At 36.4% G+C, this 13,072-nt stretch carries 9 protein-coding genes, 1 tRNA gene and 1 other RNA gene; 2 read left to right on the top strand and 9 right to left on the bottom strand.

The window, feature by feature from the left end:
- A protein-coding gene (gene prfB, locus JK139_RS00920) for a peptide chain release factor 2 (RefSeq protein WP_218330372.1) occupies nt 1-1,090 on the bottom strand; the annotation gives its coding sequence in 2 pieces (ribosomal slippage) (nt 1-1,029 and nt 1,031-1,090; 1,089 coding nt in all).
- A 235-nt stretch (nt 1,091-1,325) separates the two neighbouring features.
- Between prfB and JK139_RS00915 the strand changes: the two genes are divergently transcribed.
- Entirely contained in the window at nt 1,326-1,817 is a 492-nt protein-coding gene (locus JK139_RS00915; protein ID WP_218330371.1) for a hypothetical protein, read from the top strand.
- Here JK139_RS00915 and rnpB read toward each other — a convergent pair.
- The 7 genes from rnpB to JK139_RS00880 form a co-directional block, all read right to left on the bottom strand.
- An RNA gene (gene rnpB, locus JK139_RS00910) (RNase P RNA component class A) lies at nt 1,818-2,161 on the bottom strand.
- Between the two features lie 12 nt (nt 2,162-2,173).
- Nucleotides 2,174-2,875, bottom strand: a complete 702-nt coding sequence (locus JK139_RS00905; protein ID WP_218330370.1) for a dienelactone hydrolase family protein — start codon at nt 2,873-2,875, stop codon at nt 2,174-2,176.
- A 10-nt stretch (nt 2,876-2,885) separates the two neighbouring features.
- Complete coding sequence (locus JK139_RS00900) at nt 2,886-3,920, bottom strand: Smr/MutS family protein (protein WP_218330369.1); 1,035 nt, start codon at nt 3,918-3,920, stop codon at nt 2,886-2,888.
- A 195-nt stretch (nt 3,921-4,115) separates the two neighbouring features.
- Nucleotides 4,116-7,640, bottom strand: a complete 3,525-nt coding sequence (smc, locus tag JK139_RS00895; protein ID WP_218330368.1) for a chromosome segregation protein SMC — start codon at nt 7,638-7,640, stop codon at nt 4,116-4,118.
- 215 nt (nt 7,641-7,855) lie between these two features.
- On the bottom strand, nt 7,856-8,302 hold the full coding sequence (locus tag JK139_RS00890; RefSeq protein WP_143439285.1) for a DUF3276 family protein: 447 nt from the start codon (nt 8,300-8,302) through the stop codon (nt 7,856-7,858).
- A 90-nt stretch (nt 8,303-8,392) separates the two neighbouring features.
- A complete protein-coding gene (locus JK139_RS00885) occupies nt 8,393-10,252 on the bottom strand; it encodes an ABC transporter ATP-binding protein (protein ID WP_218330367.1) in 1,860 nt (619 codons plus the stop codon).
- Nucleotides 10,253-10,308: 56 nt separating this feature from the next.
- The gene (locus tag JK139_RS00880; protein WP_218330366.1) at nt 10,309-10,746 is read right to left on the bottom strand and encodes a CBS domain-containing protein; all 438 of its coding nucleotides are present in this window, start codon (nt 10,744-10,746) and stop codon (nt 10,309-10,311) included.
- A gap of 128 nt (nt 10,747-10,874) precedes the next feature.
- Between JK139_RS00880 and JK139_RS00875 the strand changes: the two genes are divergently transcribed.
- Nucleotides 10,875-10,959 (top strand) — tRNA-Ser (locus JK139_RS00875).
- Between the two features lie 100 nt (nt 10,960-11,059).
- Here JK139_RS00875 and JK139_RS00870 read toward each other — a convergent pair.
- Nucleotides 11,060-13,069 carry an LTA synthase family protein gene (locus JK139_RS00870; protein ID WP_218330365.1) on the bottom strand — a complete coding sequence of 670 codons (2,010 nt, stop codon included), beginning with the start codon at nt 13,067-13,069 and terminating at the stop codon, nt 11,060-11,062.
- Between the last annotated feature and the right edge of the window lie 3 nt (nt 13,070-13,072).

The following is a 13,072-nucleotide window of genomic DNA, read 5'->3' as shown; positions in this document are numbered from 1 at the left end:
TTACAAGCCTTCTTTTTCCAACATTAAGTAAGCTTTAATAAATCCATCTAAATCGCCATCCATCACCGGCCCCACATTGCCCACTTCATAATTGGTGCGATGATCTTTAATCATTTTATAGGGATGAAATACATAACTCCTGATTTGACTTCCCCATTCAATTTTCTTTTTAGTTGCATTGGTAGCATTCACTGCTTCTTGCCTTTTACGTAATTCCTCTTCATACAACCTGCTTTTCAGCATCTTCATGGACATTTCTCTATTTTCGCCCTGTGTACGTGCCTGCTGACATTCTACAATGATGCCTGAAGGTATATGCTTCAATCGCACAGCGGTTTCAACCTTATTTACATTTTGGCCACCTTTACCACCGCTTCGGTAAAATTCCCATTCTACATCGGCCGGGTTTACGGTTATTTCAATGGTATCATCAATTAACGGATACACAAATACCGATGCAAATGAAGTATGCCTTCTTGCATTGCTATCAAAGGGCGAAATTCTTACCAAGCGGTGCACACCACTTTCTGCTTTTAAAAAACCATAAGCAAATGTTCCGTCAAATTGCAAAGTAACACTCTTAATACCGGCTCCATCACCTTCCTGCAAATCCACCTCCGTTATTTTCCAGCCCTGCTTTTCGCCATACATAATATACATGCGCATCAGCATTTCTGCCCAATCCTGACTTTCAGTACCACCTGCACCGGGATTAATTTGCATCATAGCAGGCAATTCATCTTCCGGTTTATTTAATGTGCTTTTAAATTCAGCATCTTCAATAACGGAAAGCGCATGTTCATAAGCTGCTTTAGTTTCTTCGTCCGTAGCATCCCCGGCCTTCCAAAATTCAAACAGCACTGCAAAATCTTCAACAGCGGTATCTACCTGTTTAAATATATTTATCCAATATTCATGAATCTTAATAGATTTCATGATGGCTGTTGCCCGCTGATTATCATCCCAAAATCCGGGAGAAAGTGATAACTGTCGATCGGTTTCTAATTTTTGCAAACGATTATCCACGTCAAAGAAACCTCCTCAGGACAAGCACTCTGTCCCTCATATTCTTAATTTGTTCCTGTGTCATATACTTACAAAAATAAGGAATTGAAAAGTTTTGGCAGTAACGAAATAGGAATGAATGATAAGGAGTATTGTATTTCCTTACATTGTTTGATTTTATTCGAATTTTAATTATCCCGCACGGAGCTTATTCATTGAATATTTTTATCTTTAATTTCTTGAAATGTGCAACCATTGATACAATATCTAAATGCCCTGCTGTGTAGTAATTGATTATTCAAATCATTAAAAAAGACACCTTGAAAAAGTTACTGATTTATTGCTTACCATTGATAATGATATCCTGTTCTAATCATTCATCAGACTCTCAGGCAATGCAGGCAAAAATTGACAGTCTTCAAAAGCAAGTGAATAAAAGTTACAAACCGGGGTTGGGTGAATTTATGTCGGCCATTCAGGTACATCACGCCAAATTATGGTTTGCCGGCACCAATCAAAACTGGGAATTAGCCAATTTTGAAATTCATGAAATAATGGAAGCCATAGATGATATTCAGCAATATTGCACAGACAGGCAGGAATCGAAAGAAGTGGTGATGTTACAACCTGCAATAGATAGTCTAAATAAAACCATTGCGTCAAAAAACAAATTGGCTTTTAAAAGCAGTTTTATTTTTTTAACACAAACCTGCAATAATTGTCATAAAGAAGTACATTATAATTTTAATGAAGTGGTTATTCCTACCACGCCACCCTTTAGCAATCAGTTATTCACCATGCCTAAACCATAAAAAGCTACAAACCTCATAAGCCGGATTCTGTTTCTACACTATCATTTATCTGCGATAAACATTACTGTTTACCTGTTGCTGCCTACCCTGAGCCTTGAACGAGCAGCTCTCAAAACGGCTCTATATGTGGCATTGCAGCACCCAAGGTTTACCCGTTGCTACCGTTACCGATAACAACCGTGAGCTCTTACCTCACATTTTCACCTTTACCCCGTCAATGCAGGGCAGTTATTTTCTGTGGCACTTTCTCTCACCAATTGGTGGCCGGCTGTTCACCGGTGGGTTGCTCTGTGCTGTCCGGACTTTCCTCCCTGTTAAAACAAGGCGATAGCGCGGGTTTGTAGCCAACTGTAAAGTTATTGTAAATTATTTTGTAAGAAAGCTAAACTTAATGCCCATGCTTCTTTTGCCGCTTTTGGATGATAACTTGCCTGTTCATTACAATGAAATCCGTGATCGGCATAAGAAAAAATAACTTTCGCATAATCTTTATTGGCGGTTATTAAGGCCTGCTCCACTTCGTTTCTATGTGCTTCTGTAATATGCTGATCTTTACCACCATAAAAAAAGAGTTGTGGCCCATGTAGCTCATTTACTCTATTGGCAAGTGCATGCATGCCACCGCCATAAAAAGAAATGCCTGCTGACAATGGTGCAACCATATTGGCCAATAATGCAACTCTACCACCGAGACAAAAGCCTATGGATGCAATTTTATTGATTTGAACATTTTGTTCATTTTGTAACCAATGGTAGGCAGCTAGAATATCGACCGATAATTGTTCGGTGGTTAAAGCCTGAAAATGCGGTGCAATAACACTAAAATCATCATAGCCGGTTGCAAAACCAGGTGCGGTTCTATGGTATAATTCCGGAGCAATTACCACATAACCTTCATTAGCCAATCGTTGTGCTACATCTTTAATATGATGGTTTACACCAAATGCTTCCTGAAACAATAGTATACCGGGTAAACTTTTATTGGTTTCAGGATGTGCAATAAATGCATTCATTTGTGATCCATCGCTAACAGGCAATATAATGGTGTCTGTATACATGTTTCTTAATTTAATATTGAAAATAAATTTCTGTTGCACCATAACCATAACGCGGATGGTATTGATTTACAAAAGTTTTTACCTCTTTTCTTGTTTTTAAAATAGCATGAATTTCATCGCGTAATTTTCCACTGCCAACACCATGTATAACAATGAGTGAAGGTTGCCTGTGGGTAATAGCCAAATCATACCATTTTTCAAATTCTTTTAGTTGATACATTAAAATATCAAAATTGTTCATATCCTTCCAATTATCTAACAACTTTTCCATGTGCAAGTCAACCTCTGAACGTGGAGCTGCCAAATGCTCTTTTATTTTTTTGGCTTCATATATTTTGTAGCCTTGCGCTGCAAGCCCGGTTAATTCAAATTTTTCAGCTTCCGGTGCATTATCAGGATATGTTTCAAATAACAAATATTCAATTACAGATTGATTTTTACTTTTCAATTCTTCTATTTTCAAAAACAATTGTTTTGATTTTATTTTGATTGCAGTTTCAAAATGAGGAGCTTTATTTTTTTGCGGATTGTGTAAACTAAAAGTAAAATGAAAAGATGGCGCATCATTTACTGAAGCAAAATCAATGTCGTGCAGATAAAAATCATGAAAAGGCAATATAGAATTATTTAATTCGAAGGATGCTGTACCAAAAAAGTGTTGGCTATACTCAAATTGGTAAGCCACTGCTGTTCTGTTGCGTAAATAAATTTTAAATTTTTCAACTACCTCATCATTAAACTCATCAAACATAAATACAGGTAACAATGACAGCCATACACCATCAGCAACTTTTGCTTTATTGGGTATAGGTTTTTCTTTTGGAATTTGATCAATATATTTTTTGGGTACTTCTTTGGGAGCAGCCTGCTCTTTTTTTTGCTTACTGAACCGATAAAAATAAGGAAAATCAATCTGATCCATATATGCCGGAAATTGAACCCCTCGCACCTCTACCAGCACCATTTTATCATTAATAATTTCTACCACCTTGCCCGATTCATGGTTATGCAGAATGATAATCTCATCACCTACCTGATATTTCATTTATATAATTTAAAAGTGAATGGAAAAAGCATTTCGCATTTAGTTGATGCAAAATATTGTTCAATGTTATTTTAACTATTGTTAACACACTGTAAACACAGTTTGCAAATTTACAAATTCTATGTTGCAAGGTTTTGATAAAAAAACCGCCTCGTGTTAAGAAAGCGGTTTCAAATACTTTTGTTGAAGGTAAAATTAATTCAGGCTTCTAAAATCAACCGGAACCAATTTACTGACACCGGGTTCCTGCATGGTTACACCATAAATTACATCCACCGCACTCATAGTTTGTTTATTATGGGTAATTAAAATGAATTGAGAGTTTTCACTAAACTTTTTAATCATTTGCGTAAACTTGGTAACGTTGGCATCATCTAGTGGTGCATCTACTTCATCCATAATACAAAATGGTGCTGGCTTAATCAAATAAATGGCAAACAGCAAAGCTGTTGCGGTTAGGGTTTTCTCACCACCGCTCAACTGGGTAATGGAGGATGGACGTTTCCCTTTGGGTTTAGCCATAATTTCAATACCGGTTTCAGCTAAATTTTCTGGATTTTCCAATACCATATCACAGGTATCTTCTTCTGAAAACAGTGCTTTAAATACTTTTTGAAAGTTATCGCGAACCTTATTAAAAGTATCTAAAAATTGTTGATTGGCGGTAGCCTCTACCTCCTGAATGGTTTGTAATAAACTTTCTTTTGCCTGAACTAGGTCATTTTTTTGTTCCACAATAAACTCATATCGTTTTTTCATTTCCTGATACGCTTCAATTGCTGTGGGATTGACTTCACCAATGTTTTCCATCCGCTTCCGCATCTTGTCGCTGGTGGCCTGTAACTCTTCCAGCGGCATTTCTGTGGTACGGGATTGCTCTAAAATTTCTTCCAACGAAATTTTAAATTCCACATTCAATCTTTCCTTCATGCCTGCCAATTGCAACTTCAATTCATTCAATTTATCTTTTATTTCAGCCAGCAGATGTTCTGCCATTTCACGTTGCTTATTTTTCTGGCGTACATCATTTTCTTTTTCCTGCAATATATTGCGCAAATTGTAATAGGCCTGATCTGCCTCATTCAATTGCTTTTCTTCTGTTTCCTTTTGCTTCATTAGCAGTATTAGCTCTTCTTCAATGATTTCAACTGTCAGTTTCCCATCTTCAATTTGTGTAGCGGCTTCTGCCAATTGCCGGGTATTATTTTCTATTTGCTTTTGCAGATCGTTCAACTGATTTTTTTTGAACTGCAATTCCTGTTGAATGGCATTGATTTTACTTTGCTGACGGGTAAGCTGCAGATTAAATTCATTGAACTGAATATTAGTAAGATTATAATCCTGCTCTGCCAACTGATAGTCCTGTTCAATCATGGCCATTTCATTGCCCAACGCTTTCAACTGTTCATTCAGTTGCGCAAGGGTTAGCCTGGTTTCAGCAATGCTATCCTGCTCATCCTGCATACGTTGTTCAATTTCTTCTATCCGTAGCTGGGTTTGTTGCTGAGAAGCAGTGATGTTTTCAATTTTATTTTTAGCAGCAAAAACCTGATTAATTAACTGATTAATTTCATTTTCAGTGGCACGTATGGTTTGTTCTTTCAACTGTTCATTAAACCCCACAACTTTTTGATGGTTGTGCTGAATATCTGCTTTCAGTAAATTTACAACTGCTTCCTGCTCCTGAATTTTTTCTTCTAATTTTTCCAAATTTTTTGCACGCCCAATTTTCTTTCCTTCAAACAAGCCAACGCTACCGCCGGTTAACGTGTATTTACCCTTTACAATTTTGCCCGATTTTTCCAAAATAATGGCATCAGAAAATATATCCTGTTCCATTAGAACTTCTGATTCTGCAATAAATACATGGCCAAGTAAATAAGCAGCTAATGGCCGGTATTGATCATCTACTTCAATAATGTCCATGGCCGCAATGGTTTGTGCAGGCTGTGCTATGCCGGTAGAATAATGTTGAAATTTATCCAACATAAAAAAGTTGGCTTTCCCTTTTTGGTGTTTATCTAATAAACGTACTGCCTGCAAACCTTCTTCTAAATTATTTACCACAAAATAGTTGAGATAAGGCTCCAACACATTTTCTACTGCGGCCCGATAAGCTTCTTTTACATAAATAATGTCTGATAAAATGGGGGCCTGATTATCCCATTCCGGATTTTTATGCAAAAATTTAATGCTTTCAGGGTAACCTTCCATTGAATCGATTAAACTCTTTAAAAGGTTGTATTCATTTTTGCGTGCATCTAACTTGCGGCTTTCATCTGCTAACTGATTGCGTAAAACTTCCAGCTCTTGTTGTGTTTCCAGAATTTGCTGTTTGGTTTTTTCATGTTGTTCCTGCATTTGTTGCAAATGTGTACGCTTTTCAGCCAGGGTTTGTTCTTTTTGGGTTAACTCAATGGTTAATTGTTGCAATTGTGCTTCCCTATTTTTTTGTTCGGTAGTTAATTGCATTTGCGAACGCTGCAAATTTTGTATAGAAGTATCGGCAATGGCTACTTTTTTTTCTGCGTCAAACTGTGACCGTTGTAATTGCTGATATTGCTGGCGTAGTTGATCAACGCCGGCTCTTTTTTCATCAAATATTTGCCTTTTCAGTTCCACCTCATATTTTAGGTTTTCTAAATTGGCATGCATATCTGCCAACTTATTTTCTTCATCCTTTATTTGTACTTTACTGAAAGCAAGAGATTCATCAATTCCTTTTAACTGGCCTTCCGCATTTTGAAGAAAATGCTTCAAATTGGTTTCTTTTTCTTTTAAAAAAACTAATTTTTGTGAGGCGAGATTTTTATCATTTTCTTTGGTACGCAACTGTTGCACCAGTTCATTAAACTGGTATTGCATGCTTTGCAATGCCCTTTCTTTTTCTATAAACCCAATTTTTTCCTGCTCTAATACTGCTTCCTGATTGGCTATTTCAGCCTCTAAGCGTATTTTTTTATCGGTTTCAAGTTCCTGCTGTTCCTGTAAATTTTTATAGGTTAAATTAAATCCTTCCAGCGAAGCCTTGGCCAATTCAACGGCTATGATTTTATATTCTTTTTTTATTTCATAGTATTTTTCAGCTTTTTTAGCCTGGCTTTCTAAGGATTTTAGCTGGTTATGAATTTCAAAAAGTAAATCTTCAATTCTGGCTAAATCCTGTTCGGTAGCATCTAATTTTGATTTTGCTTCCTTTTTTCTGGTTTTATAAATGGTAATACCGGCCGCTTGTTCCAACATTCTTCTGCGGCTGTTATCTTTGTCTTTAATAATATCATCTACCATTCCTAGTTCAATAATAGCATAACTGTCATTACTAACACCGGTATCTAAAAACAGATTATGAATGTCTTTTAAACGGCATGCTACGTCGTTTAAACGGTATTCACTATCTCCATTTTTATAAAACCTTCTGGTAACGGTAACGGTGCTAAATTCGGTAGGTAATAAATTTCTGGTATTTTCGAAAGTGAGGCTTACTTCAGCCAAACCGCTGGGGCTGCGGGTTTTAGAGCCATTGAACACCAATGCATCCAGATTTTCACTACGCAATGAGGAAATTTTCTGTTCACCAATTACCCAACGGATACTATCAATAATATTGCTTTTACCACAACCATTGGGCCCGATAATGCCGGTAATTCCTTCATCGAAATTAACGATGGTTTTATCGGCAAAACTTTTGAAACCTTTTATTTCTAATGACTTTAATCGCACAGTTCTACAGTTTTTTAGTACCTGCGAACATAGCTAAAAACCTTTAAAATTGTATGCTTTGGAATATTTTGTGGAGAACTGGGGTTAAAATGAGGAAAAATAAAAAGATATGCTTCTAAAATGCAGTTCTGTAACAGATTTTGCACAAAAAAACCTTACTTTTTGCGTTGAATGCTCGAAGTAAGGTTAAAGCTATTTTAGTATAATGTTCTATTTTACCACTTGTCAACTTCTTCTGTACCGGTATTATTTACCTCAGATATTGTCGTTTCAACTGAAGTAGTTGCTATTTCAATAGGGGCAACTTGTTCTTCTTCTACAACTGAAACAACAACATTTTGTTCTGCCGGTTCATATCCTTCTGATTCGGAATATTCGTGATTAAAAGCATCAAAATCAAAATCGGGCATTAAATCTGTTTTAACAAAATCAACCGCTTCGCCCAATGCTTTAATAAATTTATTAAAGTCTTCTTTATACAAGAATATTTTATGCCTGTCGTAGCCATTATCATCAAACCTTTTTCTGCTTTCGGTAATCGTTAAATAATAATCGTTGCCTTTTGTAGCTCTTACATCAAAAAAATAGGTTCTTCTTTTTCCTGCCCTGATACGTTTACTATAAACGCTTTCCATTTTTTTTTCGTTATTCTCGTACGCCACAGTTGTAAAGATTTTGGTTACTGAATTATTTGTGCTTGGCAAATATAGTATTGTTTATGAATTACCAAAACTTTATACCTGAAAGCTTTTTTAAGCTTCAAAAGCAGTTGCATTTTTTTCCAATACCTGTATGCGGTACAATTCTGCGTAATAACCATTTAATTGCATTAGGCTTTCATGGGTGCCTTCTTCGGTAATTTCACCATCTTCTAACACTACAATTTTATCGAATCTGAATGTTGAGAAAATACGATGGGTAATAATAATGCCGGTTTTATCTTTTAAAAAATTATACAGATTGGTTACAATTTCGTTTTCGGTTTTTGCATCAACGGCACTTAAACAGTCGTCAAATACAATTACTTCGGGCTGTTTTATTAAGGCTCTGGCAATGGATATTCGTTGCTTTTGGCCACCGCTTAAAGTAACGCCCCGCTCTCCTACCAGTGTTTCATAATGTTTATCAAAACTCATAATTTCATTGTGTATGCTGGCGTTTTTTGCTGCCTGCTCAACCTGGGCTTTATCAACAGGCCATTGCTGACCGAATGCAATATTATTGGCAATGGTATCACTAAACAGAAATACATCCTGCGGAATATAACTGATTTCTTTTCTAAGAATTCTCAGTGGAATATTCTGAATATCGTGCCCACCAATGGTAATATTGCCTTTATCGGGGTTATAAAAATGCAATAATAATTGTGCAACGGTTGATTTTCCGCTACCGGTTCGTCCCAATAACAATACTTTTTGGCCGGCCTGTACGGTTAAATTAAAATTAGATAATGCCTGTATGCCTGTGTTGGGATATGTAAAACTGATTTGATTGAAATGAATATCACCCGAAACATGCACCGGTTTTAAATTCGGTTTATCTTGTATTTCCGGTGTAGTGTTTAAAAACTCATTGATTCTTTTTTGTGAAGCAGCAGCCCGTTGAATCATACTGGCCGTCCAGCCAATTGCACTTACCGGAAACGTAAGCATGTTAATATAAATTACAAACTCTAAAATGGTTCCTGCACTTACATTATATTGTTGATGAATGAGATACCATCCGCCAATGGCAATGGTTAATAAAGTACTGATGCCAATTAACAGCGTCATGGATGGGAAATAGATGGCTTCTACCTTCGCCAGACCAATGGCATTTTTTTTGTATTCCTCGCTGTTTTTATCAAAAAAATGCAACATCGATTTTTCCTGAACAAATGATTTAATAACCCGAATACCGGAATACGATTCCTGCGCAGCGGTAGTTAAATCGGATAATAGTGCCTGAATTTTTTCGCTTTTCCGGTTAATGATGGTATTTACATAATAAATGGTAATAGCCAAAATGGGCAATGGCGATAATACATACAATGTTAAATGCCAATTGGTTTGAAACATAAAGAACAGGCAGAAACCAATGGTAGCGGCCAAATTAATAAAATACATCACTGCCGGGCCGGCATACATTCTTACCCTGCTTACATCTTCAGTAATACGGTTCATTAAATCGCCGGTACTATGCGTTTTATAAAAAGCAGCGTCTAATTGCTGATAATGGGTAAATATTTCATTTTTTTGATCAAACTCTATATGGCGGCTCATTACTATAATGGTTTGCCGCATTAAAAACATAAAGAAACCACCTATTAATGCCAGTAAAAACAAAACCACTGCACTGATGAAGATATTGGTTGAAAAACTGTTGTTTTCTGCCTGAATAACTTTAATAAAATGTTGCACCAAAAAATCGTAATTGGCAATCCGTTTATTTTCATGTATAGTATTAGCTGCAATTTGGTGTTGAATCAGATGCTCAGCCTGATCTACCACATAACCGGAAACCTGAGGAGCCAGGATTCGAAAATAGTTAGACAGAATAATGAAAAGTATACCTAACAGAAATCTGGTTTTATATTTCCAGAAATATTTATTTATTACGGATAATTGTTTCATGAACCGCAAAGATAAGAAAAGCGGTTTGTATCAATTTTTTCTGTGGAACCCCTTTTTTAAGTGGATTGTATGTAACTGTGCAGTTGTTCGATGGTTTCTTTTTGGTCGTGAATGGTTTCATAAATTACATCATTAATAGAAACAATACCACATAAACTATCTATTTGATCGAACACCGGCAAATAGCGGATATTGTTATCACTCATGATGTGCATACAACTTTCAATAGAAGTTTCGGGGGTAATATGCGGCAATCCTGTACTCATAATTTCTGCAACGGTGGTTTGTTCAGAATGTTTACCGGCTAAAATTACTTTACGGGCATAATCACGTTCGGTAAGTAAGCCAATGTATTGTTTTTGTTCATTTTGAACTACTACAGAGCCAATGTTTTTGTCGGCCATTAATTTTAAAGCATCAAAAACCAATGTGTTAGCAGGTACGCCTATCACAGCAGTACCTTTTCTGTTTAAAATATCTTTTACTTTTTTCATATTTAGAAGCAGTTTAGCAGTTACAAAAGCCAATGGAAAATACAATTTAAAAAGGATATTACAAAATAAGAAGCAGATAAAGTATAATTTTTTTGGAAGATAAACAGCCGCACCTTTATTTTGCACCCGGAGAGATGGCAGAGCGGTTTAATGCGGCGGTCTTGAAAACCGTTGACTGTAACAGGTCCGGGGGTTCGAATCCCTCTCTCTCCGCTCTCAATAAAAAAACTCCTGAAAATTCAGGAGTTTTTTTATGATATATATTCAAGCAAATGCTATCCATTACTACCTAACACCAACAAGGGTAAAACATTTATTTATTGCTGTTTTTTTTATTATGATGGGTAATATACCTGGTGGTTTCATAAATAGCCTGCATACATAACTGCATATCTTTTTGAATAGAATCAGTTAGGGCATTTTTAGGAACCGGGGCATTATTTTCCATTGAAAATATTTTTATTTTATCGGGCTTGCCAATTGGCTGAGTTACAAAATATTGGTGTTTCAATAATCCTAATTGTTGTTGTTCTCCTTCAAAAATAAATGCCATGTTTTGGGTAGTATCTTTTACATGCAATATGTCTCTGCCCATTCCGGTATTGGTGTAGGGTATGTTGGCAATGCCTGCTAATACAGGCAATACATCTACCTGCGAAGCCAGCATGGTGTGTTTGGCAGGCTTTACCAGTTTGGGGCCATAAATAATGAAAGGTACATGGTTTTTGGTAAGCCCTTCAGCTGTATAAGCTTTGGGAAATAAGGCTTCCGCATTCCCTACTAAACCATGGTCGCCAATAAATGCAATAATAGTGTTATTAAAATAGGGCTCTTTTTGTATGGTTTCAATAAAATGTTGCACATTAAAATCAAAATACCGAAATGCGTTTAACTCTTCATTCGATGTAAAGCCATATTTCAATAAAGTATCATTGGGTACGGTAACCTTTTTAAACGTTTTTAAGTCTTCTGCAGCAATTGAATAAGGCCTGTGGTTATCGGCCGTTTGTATTACGGCAAAAAATGGGCGATTCTGTTTTGCCAGCACTTTATTGGCTTCTGTAAACAAATTATGATCGCTAATACCCCAAACATCTAACCGTGGTGCGGTATAATTTTTCTCTTCATAAATATGCAAACTATCTATATTATTTTCCAACAAGCCTTTTATATTGGCCCAACTGGTACTGCCACCAATAAAATAATAATGGCCGTAATTTTTAAATGAATTAATGATGGTTTGCTGATCAACAATTTGCGGATTACGACTGGCCGTTTTATTTTGTTCAACATCGGTTAATCCGGTAATAGTGGTCCAAACACCACGTGCCGTTCCGAAACCGGGTGTAAACATATGATCAAAGAAAATACTTTTGGTTGCTAATTGATCAATAAAGGGCGTACTGTTTAACGGGTTACCAAACAACGAACTTTTATAAGCACTAAAACTTTCTGAAATAACTAAAATAATATTGGGATATGTGGTTGCAGACAAACTGGAATCGGGTACAATATGCCTGGTATAATTTAAATGATTGGCATCCGGATGGGTAATGCCTAAATAGTTGGCCATTAAAGAATAATATTTCTTTGCCTTTTCCACATCATAAGTAGATTGCCGAAAAGCCAGCGTACTGAAAAAACTTTGAAATGGATTTAAAGCGGCCTGCGCATTAAAATCGCTGTTCAACGAAAATGCATCACTCCAACGCAGTGGAAACTGATCAAATTTCCCAAAAATTCCAAAGCCAAATAGTAGAAAATACAGGATGGAAAATAAACCTCTCCGTTTTCTGTAAGGCTCCTGCATATCAGCAGACTGTGCAATGAGCCTATGAGTATATTTTACCAAAAAAAAACTGAGCCAGATAAAAAGAATCATTCCCAATAAAACCCAAATAACATGATAGGTTTCCCACAACATGCCGAGTGAAATGCGTGTATTATGTAAAAAATCGAGTGCCTGTGCATTTAAGCGCACATCTAAATAAGCAAAATGTCCATAATCAAATGCATAAAACAAGGTAAACAGCACAATAGCTACGAACCATAAAATATAGGCAACTGTTTTCCCCAATTTTTTTCGGAAAGGATGCAAGGGCTTAATGGCACCCAATATTAACATCAGTATGGCCATAATACCTACATCCCTGGCATCAAACCGAAAACCCATCCACAATACAGACAAAAAAGATTTCCATGAAAAAGCACCTGTATTGAATAAGCAGAAAGTAAAAATTCGGGCAATACTCATCAGCAGGAAGAAAGTAGCAGACAATATGAGTATCCAGCGCTGCAGGCGCGACAGTAGATTTTTTTGCATAGT

It is taken from the genome of Hydrotalea lipotrueae (genome assembly GCF_019249625.1).
GTDB lineage: Bacteria > Bacteroidota > Bacteroidia > Chitinophagales > Chitinophagaceae > Hydrotalea > Hydrotalea flava.
The sequence above is the reverse complement of the archived record's forward strand: the minus strand, read 5'-3'. Positions and strand labels throughout refer to the sequence as shown.